This is a genomic window from Streptomyces sp. NPDC003248, from assembly GCF_055563235.1.
Genome location: NZ_JBVHDT010000002.1, coordinates 38,671 through 58,887 on the forward strand (window position 1 = coordinate 38,671; position 20,217 = coordinate 58,887).

At 70.4% G+C, this 20,217-nt stretch carries 16 protein-coding genes and 3 tRNA genes; 10 read left to right on the top strand and 9 right to left on the bottom strand.

Features of this window, described 5'->3' with window-relative positions; translation table 11 throughout:
- Positions 1–125 precede the first annotated feature (125 nt).
- The 3 genes from hrpA (at position 126) to ACZ3KJ_RS05495 (ending at position 4,722) form a co-directional block, all read left to right on the top strand.
- A complete protein-coding gene (hrpA, locus tag ACZ3KJ_RS05485; RefSeq protein ID WP_467524862.1) occupies positions 126–4,070 on the top strand; it encodes an ATP-dependent RNA helicase HrpA in 3,945 nt (1,314 codons plus the stop codon).
- Positions 4,071–4,164: 94 nt separating this feature from the next.
- A tRNA-Asp gene (locus ACZ3KJ_RS05490) sits at positions 4,165–4,239 on the top strand.
- Between the two features lie 291 nt (positions 4,240–4,530).
- Complete coding sequence (locus ACZ3KJ_RS05495; protein ID WP_467524863.1) at positions 4,531–4,722, top strand: DUF6274 family protein; 192 nt, start codon at positions 4,531–4,533, stop codon at positions 4,720–4,722.
- Positions 4,723–5,224: 502 nt separating this feature from the next.
- On the opposite strand, the gene bldC is transcribed toward ACZ3KJ_RS05495, so the two are convergent.
- On the bottom strand, positions 5,225–5,431 hold the full coding sequence (gene bldC, locus ACZ3KJ_RS05500) for a developmental transcriptional regulator BldC (protein ID WP_003949541.1): 207 nt from the start codon (positions 5,429–5,431) through the stop codon (positions 5,225–5,227).
- Between the two features lie 577 nt (positions 5,432–6,008).
- Complete coding sequence (locus tag ACZ3KJ_RS05505; RefSeq protein ID WP_467524864.1) at positions 6,009–6,851, bottom strand: DUF8083 family protein; 843 nt, start codon at positions 6,849–6,851, stop codon at positions 6,009–6,011.
- Positions 6,852–7,071: 220 nt separating this feature from the next.
- Here ACZ3KJ_RS05505 and ACZ3KJ_RS05510 point away from each other — a divergent pair, with 220 nt between their 5' ends.
- On the top strand, positions 7,072–8,175 hold the full coding sequence (locus ACZ3KJ_RS05510; protein WP_467524866.1) for a Leu/Phe/Val dehydrogenase: 1,104 nt from the start codon (positions 7,072–7,074) through the stop codon (positions 8,173–8,175).
- Positions 8,176–8,512: 337 nt separating this feature from the next.
- The gene (locus tag ACZ3KJ_RS05515) at positions 8,513–8,758 is read left to right on the top strand and encodes a DUF3073 domain-containing protein (protein ID WP_385071441.1); all 246 of its coding nucleotides are present in this window, start codon (positions 8,513–8,515) and stop codon (positions 8,756–8,758) included.
- A 105-nt stretch (positions 8,759–8,863) separates the two neighbouring features.
- Here ACZ3KJ_RS05515 and purM read toward each other — a convergent pair whose 3' ends face one another.
- The 7 genes from purM to purS all read right to left on the bottom strand — a co-directional run bounded on the left by purM (position 8,864) and on the right by purS (position 17,147).
- On the bottom strand, positions 8,864–9,943 hold the full coding sequence (gene purM / locus ACZ3KJ_RS05520) for a phosphoribosylformylglycinamidine cyclo-ligase (protein ID WP_467524869.1): 1,080 nt from the start codon (positions 9,941–9,943) through the stop codon (positions 8,864–8,866).
- Positions 9,944–9,980: 37 nt separating this feature from the next.
- Positions 9,981–11,507, bottom strand: a complete 1,527-nt coding sequence (purF, locus tag ACZ3KJ_RS05525; protein ID WP_467524870.1) for an amidophosphoribosyltransferase — start codon at positions 11,505–11,507, stop codon at positions 9,981–9,983.
- A gap of 222 nt (positions 11,508–11,729) precedes the next feature.
- Positions 11,730–12,527: a maleylpyruvate isomerase family mycothiol-dependent enzyme gene (locus tag ACZ3KJ_RS05530; protein WP_467524872.1), complete on the bottom strand. Its 798-nt coding sequence runs from the start codon at positions 12,525–12,527 to the stop codon at positions 11,730–11,732.
- Positions 12,528–12,613: 86 nt separating this feature from the next.
- On the bottom strand, positions 12,614–13,423 hold the full coding sequence (locus ACZ3KJ_RS05535) for an META domain-containing protein (RefSeq protein ID WP_467524873.1): 810 nt from the start codon (positions 13,421–13,423) through the stop codon (positions 12,614–12,616).
- 519 nt (positions 13,424–13,942) lie between these two features.
- Positions 13,943–16,201 carry a phosphoribosylformylglycinamidine synthase subunit PurL gene (gene purL, locus ACZ3KJ_RS05540; RefSeq protein ID WP_467524875.1) on the bottom strand — a complete coding sequence of 753 codons (2,259 nt, stop codon included), beginning with the start codon at positions 16,199–16,201 and terminating at the stop codon, positions 13,943–13,945.
- Positions 16,198–16,878 carry a phosphoribosylformylglycinamidine synthase subunit PurQ gene (gene purQ, locus ACZ3KJ_RS05545; RefSeq protein ID WP_467524877.1) on the bottom strand — a complete coding sequence of 227 codons (681 nt, stop codon included), beginning with the start codon at positions 16,876–16,878 and terminating at the stop codon, positions 16,198–16,200. The genes purL and purQ overlap by 4 nt, the downstream gene beginning before the upstream one ends.
- Complete coding sequence (purS, locus tag ACZ3KJ_RS05550) at positions 16,875–17,147, bottom strand: phosphoribosylformylglycinamidine synthase subunit PurS (RefSeq protein WP_389518868.1); 273 nt, start codon at positions 17,145–17,147, stop codon at positions 16,875–16,877. Before purS ends, purQ begins: the two co-directional genes overlap by 4 nt.
- Positions 17,148–17,479: 332 nt before the next feature.
- On the opposite strand from purS, the gene ACZ3KJ_RS05555 reads away from it, so the two are divergent.
- The 5 genes from ACZ3KJ_RS05555 (at position 17,480) to ACZ3KJ_RS05575 (ending at position 20,147) form a co-directional block, all read left to right on the top strand.
- Positions 17,480–17,797: a histone-like nucleoid-structuring protein Lsr2 gene (locus tag ACZ3KJ_RS05555; protein ID WP_385071463.1), complete on the top strand. Its 318-nt coding sequence runs from the start codon at positions 17,480–17,482 to the stop codon at positions 17,795–17,797.
- A gap of 135 nt (positions 17,798–17,932) precedes the next feature.
- A tRNA-Gly gene (locus ACZ3KJ_RS05560) sits at positions 17,933–18,004 on the top strand.
- An 80-nt stretch (positions 18,005–18,084) separates the two neighbouring features.
- Positions 18,085–18,157, top strand: a tRNA-Gly gene (locus tag ACZ3KJ_RS05565).
- Positions 18,158–18,312: 155 nt separating this feature from the next.
- Positions 18,313–19,308, top strand: coding sequence for an ABC transporter ATP-binding protein (locus ACZ3KJ_RS05570; RefSeq protein WP_467524879.1), 996 nt, complete (start codon positions 18,313–18,315; stop codon positions 19,306–19,308).
- Positions 19,309–19,403: 95 nt separating this feature from the next.
- Entirely contained in the window at positions 19,404–20,147 is a 744-nt protein-coding gene (locus tag ACZ3KJ_RS05575; RefSeq protein ID WP_467525735.1) for an ABC transporter permease, read from the top strand.
- Positions 20,148–20,217 lie beyond the last annotated feature (70 nt).

Consider the following 20,217-nt stretch of genomic DNA (forward strand, 5'->3'; position numbering starts at 1 on the left):
TTCGGTCCGGGGATTCGACGCAGATGCCCGGGAAGAGTGATCACTCGAACGTACGATCCATGTCACGCCGTCGGAGGCAAAAGCGTTCGCCACGTTTTTCTCCGGGATGAGATCCTGGATCGCGTATGTCTACGCACCCTGCCCCCGCCCTGGGCGCCCTCGCCCCCCGCCTGGCCGAGCTGTCCCTGCGTGATGCGCACCGGCTCGGGCGCAGGCTCGAAGGCGCGCGCAAGATCCGCAAGCCGGAGGCCCGGGCCGCCGTTCTCGCCGAGATCGAGGCGGAGGTCGCCCAGGCCGAGGAGCGGATGGGAGCACGGCGCGCCCGTGTGCCCGCCGTGACCTATCCGGAGCAGCTCCCCGTCAGTCAGCGGAAGGACGCGATCGCGGACGCCATCCGCGATCATCAGGTCGTCATCGTCGCCGGTGAGACGGGGTCCGGCAAGACGACTCAGATTCCGAAGATCTGTCTGGAGCTGGGGCGGGGTGTGCGCGGGATGATCGGGCACACGCAGCCCCGTCGGATCGCCGCGCGGACCGTCGCCGAGCGGGTGGCCGAGGAGCTGCGGACGCCGCTCGGGGAGGCCGTCGGGTGGAAGGTGCGGTTCACGGATCAGGTGAACCCGGACGCCACTTTCGTGAAGCTGATGACGGACGGCATCCTGCTCGCGGAGATCCAGACCGACCGGGAGCTGCGCGCCTACGACACGATCATCATCGATGAGGCCCATGAACGGTCCCTCAACATCGACTTCCTGTTGGGCTACCTGGCCCAGTTGCTGCCGCGCAGGCCCGATCTGAAGGTCGTCATCACGTCGGCGACCATCGATCCGGAGCGGTTCTCGCGGCACTTCGGGGATGCGCCGATCATCGAGGTCAGCGGTCGGACGTATCCCGTGGAGGTGCGTTATCGGCCGCTTCTGGAGGAGGACTCCGAGGACGCCGATCGGGACCAGATCACCGCGATCACCGAGGCCGTGGAGGAGCTGATGGGGGAGGGGCGGGGTGACATCCTCGTCTTCCTCTCCGGTGAGCGGGAGATCCGGGACACGGCGGACGCGCTGGAGAAGAAGAAGTACCGGTTCACCGAGGTGCTGCCGTTGTACGCCCGGTTGTCGCATGCCGAGCAGCATCGTGTCTTCCAGCCGCACACCGGGCGCAGGATCGTTCTGGCGACGAACGTCGCCGAGACCTCGCTGACCGTGCCGGGCATCAAGTACGTGATCGATCCCGGTTTCGCCCGGATCAGCCGGTACAGCCACCGCACCAAGGTGCAGCGGCTGCCCATCGAGCCGGTTTCGCAGGCCAGCGCCAATCAGCGCAAGGGTCGCTGCGGGCGGACCAGTGACGGTATCTGCATCCGGTTGTACTCCGAGGACGATTTCGCCGCGCGTCCGGAGTTCACGGACGCGGAGATCCTGCGCACCAACCTGGCCTCCGTCATCCTCCAGATGACCGCGGCCGGTCTCGGTGACATCGGCAAGTTCCCGTTCATCGACCCGCCGGACCACCGCAACATCCGTGACGGCGTGCAGTTGCTCCAGGAGCTGGGCGCGCTCGACCCGGAGCAGAAGGATCCGCGCAAGCGGCTCACCCAGACGGGCCGGAAGCTGGCTCAGCTGCCTGTCGATCCGCGGTTGGCGCGGATGGTGCTGGAGGCCGAGAAGAACGGCTGTGCCCGCGAGGTCATGGTGATAGCCGCCGCGCTCTCCATCCAGGACCCGCGGGAGCGCCCGGCGGACAAGCAGACCCAGGCCGACCAGCAGCATGCCCGCTTCCGGGACGAGACGAGCGATTTCCTCGCCTACCTCAACCTGTGGCGGTACGTCCGCGAGCAGCAGCGGGAGCGTGGCTCGTCGTCCTTCCGCCGCATGTGCCGCCAGGAGTTCCTCAACTTCCTGCGTATCCGGGAGTGGCAGGACATCTACACGCAGCTCCGTACGGTGGCCAAGCAGATGGGGATCCACCTCAACGAGCAGGACGCCTCCGGCGACAGCGTCCACGTCTCCCTCCTCGCCGGCCTGCTGTCCCACATCGGGATGAAGGACGTGAAGGACGGCAACAAGAACGAGTATCTCGGCGCCCGCAACGCCAAGTTCGCGATCTTCCCTGGTTCGGCGCTGTTCAAGAAGCAGCCGCGGTTCGTGATGTCGGCGGAGCTGGTGGAGACGAGCCGGCTGTGGGCCCGCGTGAACGCGAAGATCGAGCCGGAGTGGGTGGAGCCGCTCGCCGGGCATCTGCTGAAGCGGACGTACAGCGAGCCGCACTGGGAGAAGGACCAGGCGGCGGTGATGGCGTACGAGAAGGTCACGTTGTACGGCGTGCCGATCGTCGCGCAGCGCAAGGTGAACTACGGGCGGATCGAGCCCGAGGTGTCGCGGGAGCTGTTCCTCCGCAACGCGCTGGTGGAGGGTGACTGGCGCACTCACCACAAGTTCTTCGCCGACAACCGCAAGCTGCTCAGTGAGGTCGAGGAGCTGGAGAACCGGGCGCGGCGCCGGGACATCGTGGTCGACGACGAGACGTTGTTCGACTTCTACGACCAGCGGGTGCCCGAGCACGTGGTGTCCGGCGCGCACTTCGACTCCTGGTGGAAGCGCAAGCGGCATGAGCAGCCGGACTTCCTGGATTTCGAGCGGGAGATGCTCATCCGGGAGTCGGCGGAGGCGGTCACCAAGGCGGACTACCCGGACACGTGGCGGCAGGGGCAGCTGACGTTCCGGGTCACGTATCAGTTCGAGCCGGGCGCGGACGCGGACGGTGTGACCGTGCACATTCCGCTCCAGGTGCTCAACCAGGTCACGGACGAGGGCTTCGACTGGCAGATCCCCGGCCTGCGGGAAGAAGTCGTCACCGAGCTGATCCGCTCCCTGCCGAAGCCGGTCCGCCGCAATTACGTGCCGGCGCCGAACTTCGCCAAGCGGTTCCTGGACCGGGCGGTGCCTCTTCAGGAGCCGCTGACCACGGCGATGGCGCGTGAGCTGAAGCGGATGGTCGGTGTCCCGTTCGAGGCGGACGATTTCGACTGGTCCAGGGTTCCGGATCATCTGAAGGTCACTTTCCGGATCGTCGACGAGCGGCGGCGCAAGCTGGCCGAGGACAAGGACCTGGAGGTTCTGCGGCTGCGGTTGAAGCCGAAGGCCCGCCAGGCCCTCTCCCAGGCCGCCGCGGCGACCGCCGAGCGGCGGGGTGGTGAGTCCTTGGAGCGTTCGGGTCTGTCGGACTGGACGATCGGTTCGCTCAGCCGCGTCTTCGAGACTCGCCGGGCCGGTCAGCCGGTGAAGGCGTACCCGGCGCTGGTGGACGACGGCGACACCGTGTCCGTGCGTCTCTTCGACACGGAGGCGGAGCAGGCGGAGGCGATGTGGAAGGGCACGCGCCGGCTGATCCTGCGCAACATTCCGGTCAATCCGGCGAAATTCGCGAGCGATCGCCTGAGCAATGCTCAGAAGCTCGCGTTGTCGGCGAATCCGCACGGTTCGGTCCGGGCGTTGTTCGACGACTGCGCGATGGCGGCGGCGGACCGGCTGATCGGCGACTTCGGTGGCCCGGTGTGGGACGAGGAGTCGTACCGGAAGCTCTACGACAAGGTGCGGGCCGAGATCGTGGACGTGACCGTACGTACGGTCGGCCAGGTGCAGCAGGTGCTGGCCGCCTGGCAGGCCTGTGAGCGGCGTCTGAAGGCCGTGTCCAGCCCCGTGCTGCTGGCGAACCTGACGGACGTGCGCAAGCAGCTGGACGCGCTCGTGCGGCCGGGCTTCGTGAAGCAGGCGGGGCTGCGCCGGCTGCCGGACCTGATGCGGTACCTGGTGGCCGTGGACCGGCGTCTCCAGCAGATGCCGACCAACGTCCAGCGGGACACCACCCGTATGGAGAAGGTCCACGAGATGCAGGACGAGTACGCGTGGCTGCTGGAGCAGTTGCCGCAGGGCCGCCCGGTCCCGTCCGCCGTCCTGGACATCCGCTGGATGATCGAGGAGCTCCGGGTCAGCTATTTCGCTCACGCGCTGGGCACGGCGTACCCGGTCTCCGACAAGCGGATCGTGAAGGCGATCGACGCGGCGGTGCCGTGACGGTCCCGGTGCGGAGGGTGAGTTCGACCAAGGGGCTCACCCTCCTGTACAGTCCTTCTCGCAGCACAACGCAACACCAAGTGCCGCGAAACCTGGTCCTGTGGAGCAGTTTGGAGTGCTCGCCACCCTGTCAAGGTGGAGGCCGCGGGTTCAAATCCCGTCAGGACCGCAGTATCGAGAGCCCGGGTCTTCGGATCCGGGCTTTCGTGTGTTCCGGGTGCGCGCCCGGGTCCCGGGCCGGGTCCCGGGCCGGGACCTGCTCCGGGGCTGCGGCCGGTCGGTGAAGGCAGGGCCGCGCCTGTCGGTGGTCGCGGCGCGGGGCTGTTCCGGCCGGCGTGAGGGGTCCCGTACGGGCTCGTCGTCGCCGTGCACGCGCCGCGCTCCCTTGACGGCGTCACATTCGCCCGGTACCCCAGAGTTCAGGGCTCTGTTCCCCGCGTGGACCTCTCGGAGGTGGCGTATGGCGGCATCGGCCAGGCACGAGACGCGGGCGTTGCTCCGCGCGCATCTGTCGGCCGCGTCGTCCTACCGACATCGGACCCGTCACTGCCCGATCTGCCACCGCCTGCTGCGGCTGGCGATGGACGGCGCTCCGCGGGCCGCCCAGGACCCCCGGGAGGCCGTCGAGGGGGACGGCGCCCCGTCGACGTAACCGTCCCGCGACCCATCGGGAGTGAGACCGCGCGGAGGTCGCGTTCGGGACCGTCGGCGCCCAACGCCCTTACGGGCGTGGGCTGCTGGGGCGTGAGGCGGAGCAGGCGGTTCCTCTAGCGCAGACGCGGCGACGTCGACAAGGCCAGTGGCATGTGACGGGTGTCACCGCATGAGTTTCCGAAAACCGGGTTCTTACCCGCCTCCTACAACCGGTCAATTTAATATGTGCAATTGCACCACTGTGGAGGATGCTGCCCACAACCCTCGCGCAACCTCCCAGAGACTCCCCAGACTCGGACAAGGCCACTCACAGAGCCACCTGCTAGACAGGCCGCCGGCGCACAAAAAAGATCGCGCTGGACCCGGCGGAGTCCAGCGCGATCGACGACGTACCGTGTGGGCGAGGGGCCTGTTGGGGCAGGCCCACGTCGTGTGGAGCAGGTGGTTCGGGCGTTCCGGCAGGTTGGGGGACCTGGCGTGCTGCCCGGTTATTCAGTTGTTCAGGCCTCGCTGCGCTGCTGCGGGATGCCCGCCAGCAGGGCGCGGACCTCGGCCTCGCGGTAGCGGCGGTGCCCGCCGAGCGTGCGGATCGACGTGAGCTTGCCGGCCTTCGCCCAGCGCGTGACCGTCTTCGGGTCCACGCGGAACATGGTGGCGACCTCAGCCGGGGTCAGCAGCGGCTCAGCATCAGGGGTGCGAGCGGTCATGAGCGGCCTCCTCGGGAGAACCGAACCTTCTCGGTTCTTTCCTCTAAATTCTGCACCTTGACCCGCGTTGCCCGAAATGGCGGACGCGAGTCGAGTCGGTTATAGGACGAACGGCTTGTCCTCGGCACTACAACTACACCATCTGTCCAGCCGCGTCGGCCAAACCGATGGAATTGCCCCCCAGGTGTTCATCGGCGACGGAAGCCGATGGACCGTGCCATAGCGGACAGTCACGCCAGTGTGACGATCAGTCACACGGCGATCAGGAGTCACCAGACCCCCCAAAGCGTGCAATGCTGAGATCCCGCCCACGCCGGAACACAAGCGGACGGAGGAGCCCTCCCCGGACTCCTTGTCCTATTTTGGCACGAGGAGGGGCAAGCGGCGCAAGGGCCGCGTACGTGCGGTCCATCACCCTTGGCGGTTCTTGCGGCTATACGCCCGGATCGGGGCCGGTGCCCGGATCGGGCCCGACATGCCGTCAGTTCCGTGAGGTGCGGTCGACCGTACGCTGTTCGAAGCCCTGGCGGCCGTGACGCACGTCACTCGGAAGCCGCATGTCGTATCTGTCACACCGTCAGTTCGCCGAGCGCCGGTCCCGCACCGACCGCCACCGCTCCACGAGCCGGGCGTACGCCTCGCCCGCCGCCGCGCCGTCCCCCCGCCGCAGGGCGTCGATCCCCGCGGCGACGTCGGCGGCCGAGTGGTCGTTCTCCAGGTCGCCGGCCGGCAGGGCGTGCACCAGGCCGCCGTAGTCCAGCTCGACCAGCGAGCGCGGATGGAACTCCTCCAGCCAGCGCCCGACGTCCACCAGCCCGTCGATGAGCGGCCCCTCGTCCATGGCGTCCCTGAGGGCGCGGAGTCCCCGGGCCACCCGGCGGCGGGCCTGCACCATCGGGGTGCGGTAGCGCAGCACCGGCGGCAGCTCCGCCGTCCCCTTGTCCCACTCGCGCTCCTCGTCGGAGACGAGCACGAACCAGTGCAGCGGGATCTGCCAGGCCGCCGTGCGGATCCAGGGGCGGGCGTCGGGGTTGCGGGCCAGCCAGCGCTCGTAGTCCTGGGCGGCCTGGAGGCGGACGACGGGGGGCAGCACCGCGTCCAGGACCGGCCCGGGCAGTTCGTCGCCCAGCTCCCCCAGGGCCTGCCAGCCGCGCAGCCGGGTGCGCCAGGGGCAGACGCAGACCACGCCGTCCACGTCGAGCACGAAGGCGTCCCCGCTCTCGTGCACCGGGACCGCGACCGGCGGGGTGGGCAGCAGGTCGGACAGCGAGCGGCGCAGCTCGTCCTGGTACGTGGGACGGTCGGGGCGGCGGGCGTAGCGCGCCCAGTGGCCGCGCTCCGGTTCCGGGAAGGCGGCCAGCGGCTCGTAGACGCGCAGATAGACGGCGTACGGGACGATCACCGAGGACACCTGGGGCACGCCTCCTCCCTCCCCCTCCGGCCGTGCGGGAAACCTTCCGGCCCGCTCGGCAGGGGGCCGGAAAACATGCAAATCGTCCCACGGCCTTACTCCGCTAGAAGGTGATCCGGAACACCACGCGTGCGGCGGCCCGCCCAGGCTCTACGCTCGTCCCACAGGCCCCGCCACCCGTACGGGAGCCCTTGTCCCGACCGCCGCTAGTTACCCAGGAGTCACCACCGTGACCGACGTATCCGGCGCCTCTTCCGATGTCCTGCACACCCTGTTCCACTCGGATCAGGGAGGTCATGAGCAGGTCGTGCTCTGCCAGGACCGGGCCAGCGGCCTCAAGGCCGTCATCGCCCTCCACTCCACCGCCCTGGGCCCCGCGCTCGGCGGTACGCGCTTCTACCCGTACGCGACCGAGGGGGAGGCCGTCGCCGACGCGCTGAACCTCGCGCGCGGGATGTCGTACAAGAACGCCATGGCCGGGCTGGACCACGGCGGCGGCAAGGCCGTGATCATCGGCGACCCCGAGGTGATCAAGACCGAGGAGTTGCTGCTCGCCTACGGCCGTTTCGTGGCCTCGCTCGGCGGCCGGTACGTGACCGCCTGCGACGTCGGCACGTACGTGGCCGACATGGACGTCGTGGCCCGCGCGTGCCGCTGGACGACCGGCCGGTCGCCGCAGCACGGCGGGGCGGGCGACTCGTCGGTCCTGACCGCCTTCGGCGTCTACCAGGGCATGCGGGCCTCCGCCCAGCACCTGTGGGGCGACCCGTCGCTGCGCGGCCGCAGGATCGGTGTGGCGGGCGTCGGCAAGGTCGGCCACCACCTGGTGGACCACCTGCGCCAGGAGGGCGCCGAGGTCGTCGTCACGGACGTGCGCGAGGACGCCGTGCGCCGCGTCCTGGACCGGCATCCCGAGGGGGTGAGGGCCGTCGCGGACACCGAGGCGCTGATCCGGACCGACGGCCTCGACGTCTACGCCCCCTGCGCGCTGGGCGGGGCGCTGGACGACCACTCGGTGGCGGTGCTCACGGCCGGGGTGGTCTGCGGCGCGGCCAACAACCAGCTCGCCCATCCGGGCGTGGAGAAGGACCTCGCCGACCGCGGGATCCTCTACGCGCCGGACTACGTGGTGAACGCCGGCGGGGTCATCCAGGTCGCCGACGAGCTGCACGGCTTTGACTTCGAGCGGTGCAGGGCGAAGGCGGCGAGGATCTTCGACACCACGCTCGCCATATTCGCACGTGCGAAGGCGGATGGGATTCCGCCGGCCGCGGCGGCCGACCGGATCGCCGAGCAGCGGATGCACGACGCGGCCCGGGCGGGCGGGCGGTGAGGCGGAGGGAAGGGTTCCGCTGACGGCCCGGGGCGCACCGTCCCCGCCCTCGCCCCCGGTTTGCCGGTACCTGCCGGCGGAAAGTTAGAGAGAACTCTCACTCTTCCCGGCGGGTCGCCCGCCGATAAGTGGTTAAAATCGCCACTGACCAGCGAGGACGGGGCGCCTCGAAGGTTCTGTGCACACGCGCGTGCCACGGGCGACGTACCGTATGGGTGCGGGCTCAGGTACCGTGGAAGCCCTACGGACCGGCCTCTCTGCGGAGAGTCCGTTCCGGTTCATGAACGCGTGTCAAGACTCTGGGGCCGTCGAGCCCCGTCGTTGAGGGGGTCGAGCCATGGGGCGCGGCCGGGCCAAGGCCAAGCAAGCGAAGGTCGCCCGCCAGCTGAAGTACAACAGCGGCGGGACGGATCTCTCACGCCTGGCCGAAGAGCTGGGCGCATCGTCTCCGAACATTCCGCCGAATGGCGAGCCGTTCGAGGACGATGAGCAGGACGACGACCTCTACAGCCGGTACGCCGACCTGTACGAGGACGACGACGAGGACGAGGACTCCTCGCAACAACACCGTCGCGGCGCTTGACCTTGTACTGAGCACCCACCCGGTCGGTGACTTCGGTCATTGACCGGGTCTTGTGCTGTCCGCACGGTTCCGCGGGCTCCCCCGGGCCCGCGGGTTCCGTGAGGGTCAGCCGGCGTAGTCCCCGACCAGGGTGGCGCCGGTGGTGTGGTCGCCGCGCTCGGTGATCTCGCCCGCGACCCAGGCGTCGACCCCGCGGTCGGCGAGGGTCGCCAGGGCCACGTCCGTCGACTCCGGCGGGACGATCGCCAGCATGCCGACGCCCATGTTCAGGGTCTTCTCCAGCTCCAGCCGTTCGACGTTCCCGGTCCGGCCGACGAGGTCGAAGACGGGGGCGGGCGTCCAGGTGGAGCGGTCGACGGTCGCGTGCAGTCCGTCCGGGACGACCCGGGCGAGGTTGGCCGCGAGCCCGCCGCCGGTGACATGGCTGAAGGCGTGGACCTCGGTGGTGCGGGTGAGGGCCAGGCAGTCCAGCGAGTAGATCTTCGTCGGCTCCAGCAGTTCCTCGCCGAGGGTCCGGCCCAAGTCCTCGACGTGCGCGTCGAGGGAGAGGCCGGCCTGCTTCAGCAGGACGTGGCGGACGAGGGAGTACCCGTTGGAGTGAAGGCCGGAGGACGCCATGGCGATCACCGTGTCACCCGTGCGGATGCGATCGGCGCCCAGCAGGCGGTCGGCCTCCACGACGCCCGTACCGGCGCCGGCGACGTCGAAGTCGTCCTCGCCCAGCAGGCCCGGGTGCTCGGCCGTCTCGCCGCCGACCAGGGCGCAGCCGGCCAGCACACAGCCCGCGGCGATGCCCTTGACGATGGCGGCGACGCGCTCGGGGTGGACCTTGCCGACGCAGATGTAGTCGGTCATGAACAGCGGCTCGGCGCCGCACACCACGATGTCGTCCATGACCATGGCGACCAGGTCGTGGCCGATGGTGTCGTAGACGCCGAGCTGGCGGGCCACGTCGACCTTGGTGCCGACGCCGTCCGTGGCGGAGGCGAGCAGGGGGCGCTCGTAGTGCTTGAGGGCGGAGGCGTCGAAGAGGCCGGCGAAACCGCCGAGGCCGCCGAGGACCTCGGGGCGCTGCGTCTTCTTCACCCACTCCTTCATCAGTTCGACCGCGCGGTCGCCCGCCTCGATGTCGACGCCGGCAGCCGCGTAGGAAGCACCGGGAACACCGGTACGGGTCTCAGACATTGCCTGGGATCTTTCGGGTTGGTGATACGTACGAGGCCTACGGGCGGCGGATCGCGTCGGACGCGGCCGTGGCGGCCGGGCCCGCGGCCAGCTCCGTCTCCAGGAGCTGCTTGCCCAGCAGCTCGGGGTCGGGGAGCTCCATCGGGTACTCGCCGTCGAAGCAGGCGCGGCACAGGTTCGGCTTGGCGATGGTGGTCGCCTCGATCATGCCGTCGATGGAGATGTACGCCAGGGAGTCGGCGCCCAGGGAGGTGCCGATCTCGTCGATCGACATGCCGTTGGCGATGAGCTCGGCGCGGGTGGCGAAGTCGATGCCGAAGAAGCAGGGCCACTTCACGGGCGGCGAGGAGATCCGGATGTGGACCTCGGCGGCGCCGGCCTCGCGGAGCATGCGGACCAGGGCGCGCTGGGTGTTGCCGCGGACGATCGAGTCGTCGACGACGACCAGGCGCTTGCCCTTGATGACTTCCTTCAGCGGGTTCAGCTTCAGGCGGATGCCGAGCTGGCGGATGGTCTGCGAGGGCTGGATGAAGGTCCGGCCGACGTAGGCGTTCTTGACCAGGCCCGCGCCGAAGGGGATGCCGGAGGCCTCGGCGTAGCCGATGGCGGCCGGGGTGCCGGACTCCGGGGTGGCTATGACCAGGTCGGCCTCGACCGGGGCCTCCTTCGCCAGGCGGCGGCCCATCTCCACGCGGGAGAGGTACACGTTCCGGCCGGCGATGTCGGTGTCGGGGCGGGCCAGGTACACGTACTCGAAGACGCAGCCCTTGGGCTTCGCTTCCGCGAACCGGGAGGTGCGCAGGCCGTTCTCGTCGATGGCGACGAACTCGCCCGGCTCGATCTCGCGGACGTAGCTGGCGCCGCAGATGTCGAGGGCGGCGGACTCGGAGGCGACGACCCAGCCGCGCTCCAGGCGGCCCAGGACCAGCGGGCGGATGCCCTGCGGGTCGCGGCCGGCGTAGAGGGTGTGCTCGTCCATGAAGACGAGCGAGAAGGCGCCCTTGACCTGCGGGAGGATCTGGTGGGCGGCCTCCTCGATGGTCAGCGGCTTGCCGTTCTCGTCGACCTGGGCCGCGAGGAGCGCGGTGAGCAGGTCGGTGTCGTTGGTCGCCGCGACGCGCGGGGTGCGGCCCTCCTGCTTGGGCAGGTCGGCCACCATCTCGGCGAGCTGGGCGGTGTTGACGAGGTTGCCGTTGTGGCCGAGCGCGATCGAGCCGTGCGCGGTGGCGCGGAACGTCGGCTGGGCGTTCTCCCACACGGAGGCGCCGGTGGTCGAGTAGCGGGCGTGTCCGACCGCGATGTGACCCTGGAGCGAACCGAGCGAGGTTTCGTCGAAGACCTGGGACACGAGGCCCATGTCCTTGAAGACGAGGATCTGGGAGCCGTTGCTGACCGCGATTCCCGCGGATTCCTGGCCCCGATGCTGGAGGGCGTAGAGCCCGAAGTACGTGAGCTTTGCGACCTCTTCGCCCGGAGCCCAGACACCGAAGACGCCACACGCGTCCTGGGGGCCTTTCTCACCGGGGAGCAGATCGTGATTGAGTCGACCGTCACCACGTGGCACGTCTTCGAGTGTAGGCGAGATCGACCACTGGTCCGAATTGGGGATACTTGCCAGTAACTCGATCACGACTTGGAGCCCCGCTCCGAGACCGCTTCATTTACGCAGGTCAGGTCGGCGTGGCGGCGATCGGTTCAGGTTCCGGGAGCGCTCCCGAGGTGGCCGGACGGGGACTTGTTCCCGTGATGCGAGTGAGGTGTCGCACATCAATCGGCCGCTCGCGCGTCAGGACATCAGCGGCAGCAGCGCCGTGAGGTCCGACCGCTCCCCGCTCGCCCTCACCCGCGCCTCCTCGACGGCGTCCTTCCAGGTCAGCCGCCCGGTCGCCAGCCGCAGCCAGGTCAGCGGGTCGGTCTCGACGACGTTGGGCGGGGTGCCCCGGGTGTGCCGGGGGCCCTCGACGCACTGCACGACGGCGTACGGCGGGACGCGCACCTCCGTCGCACCGCCGGGCGCCTTGACGGCGAGGGCGTCGGTGAGGAGCCGGGTGGCCGCGGCGAGCGCCTGCCGGTCGAACGGGACGTCCAGGCCGGGCACGGCGGCGTTGAGGTCGTCGGTGTGGACGACGAGTTCGACGGTGCGGGTGACCAGGTAGTCGGCCAGCGGGAGGGCGCCGGCGTTGGTCCGGAGCAGCCGGCCCGCCGGGTGGGCGTCGAGCAGCTCGCGCAGGCGCCGGTCGACGTCGGTCAGGTAGGCGACGAGGTCGGGGTGGCTCTCGGCGACGCCCCGGGTGAAGTCGTCGATGGCCGGGGCGTTGACGGCGGTGGCGAACGGCCAGTCGAGGAGCACGGCGTCCTGCCGTGCGGGTTCGGGCTTGTCGAGCGCCCGGTGCACGGCCGTGACCGCCATCCCGATGTGCGCGACCAGCTCCCGTACGGTCCAGTCGCCGAGCCGGGTCGGCAGCGCGAGCTGTTCGGGCGTGAGGGTGCCGGCCGCCTGCCGCACGGCGCCGAGCTGGGCCAGTACGGCGGTGCGGGTTCTGGCCGGATCGTAGGTCCTGGTGCGCTTCTTGGCCGGGGGCATGGCGGTGAGCTTATGCGCCGGCGGCAGGAGCGTTGGGGACTTCTCCGAACGGGCGGTCGAGGGACGGGCCGGGGGCGGGGGCGGGTTCAGGGTCCGGGATCGGCCGCGACCGCCGTCACGGTGTCGCCGTCCGCGCCGGTCAGGGTGAGGGTGCGGTGGTCCAGGCGGTAGGCGACGGTGCCGTCGAAGAGGTTCAGCAGGCGGCGTTCGGTGTCCATGAGCGGGCCGGGACACAGCTTCCGGGTGGTGGACGGGGCGCCCAGGGCGATCCGGCCGTCGCGGACGGTCGCCGAGGCGTGCACGGTGTTGCAGCCGAGGCTGCCGCCGACCTTGCCGTTCTTGTCGAAGGTGAGGTGGGGTCCGGCGCCGGCGGGGAGGGACTCGGCCGCGCCGTCCGCGGCACCGAATGCGGTGACCTCCCAGCGCGTGCCGTACAGCGGGGCGGCCGGTTCCTCGGTGAGCCGGACGGTGTCGCCGCCGTCGGTGGTGAGGGTCAGCCGGCCGTCCTCGACGGTCGCGGTGAGGGTGCCGTCGGCGAGCGTGCGGGCGAGGGCCGTCTCGACCGCCGTGGACCGGCCCTCGCAGGCCATCTCGGTCGCCGCGGTGTCGCTGAGCCGGAGCCGGTCGCCGTCGAAGTCGGCGCGCGCGCTGAAACGGTTGCATCCGTAGCTGCCCTGCGCCCGGCCGTCGTCGTCGATCCGGACGGTGGCGCCCGCGGGTGCCTCGTGGGTCGTGCCCCCGACGGTGACCTCGGCGACCTTCCAATAGACGCCGGTCACCCGCTCCCCCACGCCGACGGAGCCGCTGCCGCCGGCCGTCTCGCTTCCACAGGCCGCCAGGAGCGGGACGAGAGCCGCCGCGGCGGTCAGGATCAGTCGCTGCTGCTTCCTGGACATGTCGGTTCGACGGGGCGGGTGGGGTGATCGGTTCCCCTTGCCGGGGAGGGAGGCCGCGGCGGGGGGGGCGCGGGCCGCGACCGGGGGTGACGGGTCGCGCGCGCCGCCCGCGGAGGACGACGGGCCGCGACCCGGGGGGTGGCGGACCACAGCGGGCTGCGCCCAGGGGTGACGGGCGGCAGCGCGCCGCCCCCCGGAGGGCGACGGGCCGCGCCCCCCGGGGGGCGGCCACGGGCTGCGCCCGGAGGACGCGGGCCGCAGCGCGCCGCCCGCGGGGAGCAGCGGTCCCCGAGCGCCGCGATCGGGAGACCGCGGCCCGGACCGAGCCGCGACCGGGAGGTGGCGGGCCACAGCGAGCCACGACCGGGGGCGGGCAAGCTTCAGCGAGTCGCGACCGAGGGGGCGGCAGGCCGCATCGAGCCGGCGTGGTGGTGGGCAGGCCGAGGGCCGCCGGCCAGGTGCGGGGGTGGTACCTGGACGGCGGCCCTGGGTGGCGTACGGGCCGGGCGGCGGAACCTGCTACGCGAGCAGCGCCGGGATGGTGGCCTCGTGGACCTCGCGCAGCTGCGCCAGGGAGAGCGAGAACTCGCCCTGGAGCTCGACCGTGTCGCCGTCGACGACACCGACGCGGGTGGCCGGGAGGCCGCGGGCGCCGCACATGTCGTTGAAGCGGACCTCCTCGGAGCGCGGCACGGCGACGATCGCGCGGCCGGCCGACTCGGAGAAGAGGAGGGTGAAGGCGTCCAGACCGTCGGGGACGATCAGACGGGCGCCCTTGCCGCCGAGCAGGGCCGACTCGACGACCGCCTGGACCAGACCGCCGTCGGACAGGTCGTGCGCGGAGTCGATCATGCCGTCGCGGGAGGCGGAGATCAGGATCTCGGCCAGCAGGCGCTCGCGCTCCAGGTCGACCTTCGGGGGCAGACCGCCGAGGTGGTCGTGGACCACCTGCGACCAGGCCGAGCCGCCGAACTCCTCGTGCGTGTCGCCGAGGAGGTAGAGCAGCTGGCCCTCCTCCTGGAAGGCGACCGGTGTGCGCCGGGCCACGTCGTCGATGACGCCGAGGACCGCGACCACCGGCGTCGGGTGGATGGCGGCGTCGCCCGTCTGGTTGTAGAGCGAGACGTTGCCGCCGGTCACCGGGGTGCCGAGCTGCCGGCAGGCGTCGGCCAGACCGCGGATGGCCTCCGCGAACTGCCACATGACGGCCGGGTCCTCGGGCGAGCCGAAGTTCAGGCAGTCGGAGACGGCGAGCGGCTTGGCGCCGGTGGTGGCGACGTTGCGGTACGCCTCGGCGAGGGCGAGCTGGGCGCCGTGGTACGGGTCCAGCTTGGCGTACCGGCCGTTGCCGTCGGTGGCGATGGCGACGCCGAGGCCGGTCTCCTCGTCGATGCGGATCATGCCGGAGTCCTCGGGCTGGGCGAGGACGGTGTTGCCCTGCACGAAGTGGTCGTACTGCGAGGTGATCCACTTCTTCGAGGCCTGGTTGGGCGAGCCGACCAGCTTCAGGACCTGGTCCTTCAGCTCCTGTGAGGAGGCGGGCCTGGGCAGCTTGTTCGCGTCGTCCGCCTGGAGGGCGTCCTGCCACTCGGGGCGGGCGTACGGGCGCTCGTAGACCGGGCCGTCGTGGGCGACCGTGCGCGGGTCGACGTCGACGATCTTGCCGCCGTGCCAGAAGATCTCCAGGCGGTCGCCGTCGGTCACCTCACCGATGACGGTGGCGATGACGTCCCACTTGTCGCAGATCTCCAGGAAGCGGTCGACCTTCTCCGGCTCGACCACGGCGCACATGCGTTCCTGCGACTCGCTCATGAGGATCTCCTCGGGCGAGAGCGTGGAGTCGCGCAGCGGTACGTCGTCCAGGGTGACGCGCATGCCGCCGGAGCCGTTGGAGGCGAGCTCGGAGGTGGCGCAGGACAGGCCGGCCGCGCCGAGGTCCTGGATGCCGACGACCAGCTTCTCCTTGAACGCCTCCAGGGTGCACTCGATGAGGAGCTTCTCCTGGAAGGGGTCGCCGACCTGGACGGCGGGGCGCTTGGAGGGCTTGGCGTCGTCGAAGGTCTCGGAGGCGAGGATCGACGCGCCGCCGATGCCGTCGCCTCCGGTGCGGGCCCCGTACAGGATGACCTTGTTGCCGGCGCCGGAGGCCTTCGCGAGGTGGATGTCCTCGTGCCGCATGACGCCGATGGCACCGGCGTTGACCAGCGGGTTGCCCTGGTAGCAGGCGTCGAAGACGACCTCGCCGCCGATGTTGGGCAGGCCGAGGCAGTTGCCGTAGCCGCCGATGCCGGCGACCACGCCCGGCAGGACGCGCTTGGTGTCGGGGTGGTCGGCCGCGCCGAAGCGGAGCGGGTCGACGACGGCGACCGGGCGGGCGCCCATCGCGATGATGTCGCGGACGATGCCGCCCACGCCCGTGGCCGCGCCCTGGTAGGGCTCGACGTAGGAGGGGTGGTTGTGCGACTCGACCTTGAAGGTGACCGCGTAGCCCTGGCCGACGTCGACGACGCCGGCGTTCTCGCCGATGCCGACGAGGAGCGCGTCGGACTGCGGGGCCTTCTCGCCGAACTGGCGCAGGTGCACCTTCGACGACTTGTACGAGCAGTGCTCGGACCACATGACGGAGTACATGGCGAGCTCGGCGCCGGTCGGGCGGCGGCCGAGGATCTCCACCACCCGCTCGTACTCGTCCTTCTTCAGGCCGAGTTCGGCCCAGGGCAGCTCGACGTCGGGGGTCGCGGCCGCGTGCTCGACCGTGTCCAGAGGCGTCCGGCTCATACGTTGACCAGCTTCTTGAGGATCGAGGTGAAGAAGGGGAGGCCGTCGGTGCGGCCGGTGCCGATGAGCGGCTCCACGGCGTGCTCCGGGTGCGGCATCAGGCCGACGACGTTGCCGGCCGCGTTGGTGATGCCGGCGATGTCGTTGAGCGAGCCGTTGGGGTTGAAGTCGAGGTACCGGAACGCGACCCGGCCCTCGGCCTCCAGCTCGTCCAGCGTGTACCGGTCGGCCACGTAGCGGCCGTCCATGTTCTTCAGCGGGATGTGGATCTCCTGGCCGGCCGTGTAGTCGGTCGTCCAGACGGTGTCCGCGTTCTCCACCCGCAGCTTCTGGTCGCGGCAGATGAAGTGGAGGTGGTCGTTGCCGAGCATCCCGCCGGGAAGCAGGTGGGCCTCGGTGAGGATCTGGAACCCGTTGCAGATGCCGAGGACCGGCAGACCGGCCTTCGCCTGCTCGATGAGGGTCTCCATCACCGGCGAGAAGCGGGCGATGGCACCGGCGCGCAGGTAGTCGCCGTAGGAGAAGCCGCCGCACAGCACCACGGCGTCGACCTGGTGGAGGTCCTTGTCCTTGTGCCAGAGGGCGACCGGCTCGGCGCCGGCGAGCCGGATCGCGCGCTGGGTGTCCCGGTCGTCGAGGCTGCCCGGGAAAGTGACGACGCCAATACGAGCGGTCACTTCACGGCCTCCGCGACAGCGTCCTCGGACTCGACCTTGACGGTGAAGTCCTCGATGACGGTGTTGGCGAGGAAGGATTCCGCAAGATCGTGGATGCGGGCGAGCGCGGCCTCGTCGACCGGGCCCTCAACTTCCAGTTCGAATCGCTTTCCCTGACGTACGTCGGAGATGCCTTCGAAACCCAGCCGCGGCAGTGCGCGCTGCACCGCCTGGCCCTGGGGGTCGAGGATCTCCGGCTTGAGCATGACGTCGACTACGACGCGTGCCACTGGCACTCCCGGTGGTGTGGTGCTGAGCAGGTTCCTGATGGTGTCTCCAACAGGTGTCTTCAGACTACCCGCACAAAATTTCTACGCGAGTAGAGTTGTAGGAATCTACGTGAGGGTCATCACGATCAGGTCTCGGGAGCCCACTCCGGCGAAAAGTTCAGGGAAAGATCCTGGATTGGCGGACGAGGGGTATTGCGCCCGGACACGCGGGGAGATTTAGTCGGGCTTCCCAATGCATTGCCGGCACTGTACAAATGAATTGGCAATAGCCGATACTCGGCACGCCATCGCAGATGAGCTGTATGCCGTGCCACACGAAGGGACCGATATTCGTGGCGCAGAAGGTCGTGGTCACTCTCTTTGACGACATCGACGGCTCGGAAGCGGCGGAAACGATCGCCTTCGGACTCGACGGCAAGTCGTACGAGATCGACCTGAATGAAACCAATGCCGAGAAACTGCGTAAGGCGCTCGCGCCGTACGTGGAGGCCGGCCGCAAGCGGTCCAGGTCCGGCAGGGCGTACCAGCAGACGGAGGTCGCCCCCGACCCGGCGGCCGTCCGCGCCTGGGCCCAGGCGAACAAGATGGACGTACCCGCCCGCGGCCGGATCCCCAAGAAGGTCTACGAGGCGTTCGCCGAGGCGCAGTGAGCCGTTCCCCGGCAGGTTCCCGGGGCCCGTCAGCGGCCCCCGGGGACAACCGACTTGCGCTACCCCCCACATGGTCGGCTAATGTCTGGAGCACGCCGCCGGGCAGGGCCGAAAAGCCCAGCTCACGGAGGCCATGCGGGTGTAGTTCAGTAGCAGAACATCCCCCTTCCAGGGGGAAGGCGCAGTGTGCGATTCCTGTCACCCGCTCTGCATCGCCGTCCCGACCACCTCGGTGGATCAGGTAGGCTGGTGCTCGCGCCGGTCGGTGAGAGCCGATCGGAGGCAATGCGGACGTAGCTCAGTTGGTAGAGCGCAACCTTGCCAAGGTTGAGGTCGCGAGTTCGAGCCTCGTCGTCCGCTCGGGAATGAGACCCCGGTCCTCTGGACCGGGGTCTTTTCGTGTGCCACCGGCTCCTCCTCCGTCTCTTTTTTCCTCCGCGCCTTCTGACATTTGTCATGCGGAGTGATGACGTCGCGCACTGCCGCCCGCGCCCGACGGCCGCGACGCTGACGTCATGGACATCGGGGAAGCAGCCAGGACAGCCGGGCCGGCCGGGGAAACCGGGGGCGGGGCAGAGCATGTGATCGAGGTCACCGACCTCCGTCGGGTGTACGGGGGCCGGTTCGAGGCGGTGCGCGGGATCTCCTTCCACGTCGACCGGGGAGAGATCTTCGCGCTGCTGGGCACCAACGGCGCCGGGAAGACGTCGACGGTCGAACTGCTGGAAGGGCTCGAACGGCCCGACGGCGGGCGGGTCAGGGTCCTCGGCCACGACCCGCACGCCGAGCGCGCCGCCGTACGGCCACGGACGGGGGTGATGCTCCAGGAGGGCGGCTTCCCCTCCGAGCTGACCGTGGCGGAGACCGCGCGGATGTGGGCCGGGTGCGTGAGCGGGGCCCGCCCGGTCGCGGAGGCGCTCGCCCTGGTCGGACTGCCCGGCAAGGCCCGGGTACGGGTCAAACAGCTCTCCGGGGGCGAACGGCGGCGGCTCGACCTGGCGCTGGCGCTGCTCGGGGAACCGGAGGTGCTGTTCCTCGACGAACCGACGACCGGCCTGGACGCCGAGGGACGCCAGGACACCTGGGACCTGGTCAGAACCCTGCGCGACGCCGGGACGACGGTGCTGCTGACCACGCACTACCTGGAGGAGGCGGAAGGACTCGCCGACCGGCTGGCCATCCTGCACGCCGGGCGCGTCGCGGCCGCCGGGACGCCCGCCGAGGTGACCGCCGCACAGCCGTCCCGGATCTCCTTCCGCCTGCCCGAGGGGTACTTCGCCGGCGATCTGCCGCCGCTGGCCGAACTGGGGGTGTGCGGCCACGAGACGGACGGACGCCTCGTGCGGCTGCGGACCCGTCAGGTGCAGCGGGCGGCCACCGGGCTGCTGGTGTGGGCCGAGCGGACCGGCGTCGAACTGCGGGAGCTGGACGTGCGGTCCGCGTCGCTGGAGGAGGCGTTCCTCGGCATCGCACGCGCCGCCGGGGCCGAGGACGGGGAGGTCGCGGCATGAGCGGCGCCACGGCCGACGGGGGTCCGGTGACGAGGGGATCCAGGAGCAGCGCGGTGGGCGCGGGCAGGGGTGCGGGGACCACGCCGGTGCGCCGGATGGCCGCCCTCGCGCGGGCCGAGCTGGTGCTGCTCGGGCGGAGCCGGGCCACCCTCGTGACCGCCGTACTGCTGCCGCTCGCACTGCCGTTCAGCCTGCGGTCGGTGGTCGACGAGATGGACGTCGGCGAGGCCGGCCTCACCGTCGGGCTGGTGCTGCTGCCCGCCTCGATCGGGTTCTCGCTGCTGTTCGGCGTGTACGGGGCACTGACCGGGATCTACACCGCCCGGCGCGAGGAACTCGTGCTGAAGCGGCTGCGCACCGGGGAACTGCGGGATGCGGAGGTGCTCGCGGGTTCCGCGCTGCCGGTGCTCGCCACCGGGCTCGTGCAGTGCCTGGTGCTGGCCGCGGCCTGTACGGCCTTCCTCGACGTGCCCGCCCCCGAGCCCCCCCATCTGGCGGTGCTGGGGGTGCTAGTGGGGGTTGTGATGTGCGCGGCGCTGGCGGCGGTCACGGCGGGTCTGACCCGGACCGTGGAGAGCGCGCAGGTCACGACGATGCCGTTCGTGCTGGTGTCGATGGTCGCCTCCGGGGTGACCATACCGCTCGAACTGCTGCCCGACCGGGTCGCCTCCGGGTGCGGACTGCTGCCGCTGAGCCCGGTCGTCACCCTCGTCCGCGGCGGCTGGACCGGCGACCTCTCGGCGTCCGGAACGCTGGCCGCCCTGGCCACCGCGCTGGCCTGGACGGTGGTGGCGGTGTTTGCTGTACGGCGGTGGTTCCGGTGGGAGCCGCGGCGCTGAGCGGCCGACCGGCCATCCGTATGGACGGCCATCCGTATGGGCGGCCATCCGTCTGGGCTGACGGCTGGAG

What these genes read in the sequence shown, in the direction of transcription:
- hrpA (WP_467524862.1), top strand. Translation starts at nt 126, where the DNA reads ATGTCTACGCACCCTGCCCCCGCCCTGGGCGCCCTCGCCCCCCGCCTG.
- ACZ3KJ_RS05495 (WP_467524863.1), top strand. Translation starts at nt 4,531, where the DNA reads ATGGCGGCATCGGCCAGGCACGAGACGCGGGCGTTGCTCCGCGCGCAT.
- bldC (WP_003949541.1), bottom strand. Translation starts at nt 5,431, where the DNA reads ATGACCGCTCGCACCCCTGATGCTGAGCCGCTGCTGACCCCGGCTGAG.
- ACZ3KJ_RS05515 (WP_385071441.1), top strand. Translation starts at nt 8,513, where the DNA reads ATGGGGCGCGGCCGGGCCAAGGCCAAGCAAGCGAAGGTCGCCCGCCAG.
- purM (WP_467524869.1), bottom strand. Translation starts at nt 9,943, where the DNA reads ATGTCTGAGACCCGTACCGGTGTTCCCGGTGCTTCCTACGCGGCTGCC.
- ACZ3KJ_RS05530 (WP_467524872.1), bottom strand. Translation starts at nt 12,527, where the DNA reads ATGCCCCCGGCCAAGAAGCGCACCAGGACCTACGATCCGGCCAGAACC.
- ACZ3KJ_RS05535 (WP_467524873.1), bottom strand. Translation starts at nt 13,423, where the DNA reads ATGTCCAGGAAGCAGCAGCGACTGATCCTGACCGCCGCGGCGGCTCTC.
- purL (WP_467524875.1), bottom strand. Translation starts at nt 16,201, where the DNA reads ATGAGCCGGACGCCTCTGGACACGGTCGAGCACGCGGCCGCGACCCCC.
- ACZ3KJ_RS05570 (WP_467524879.1), top strand. Translation starts at nt 18,313, where the DNA reads ATGGACATCGGGGAAGCAGCCAGGACAGCCGGGCCGGCCGGGGAAACC.
- ACZ3KJ_RS05575 (WP_467525735.1), top strand. Translation starts at nt 19,404, where the DNA reads ATGGCCGCCCTCGCGCGGGCCGAGCTGGTGCTGCTCGGGCGGAGCCGG.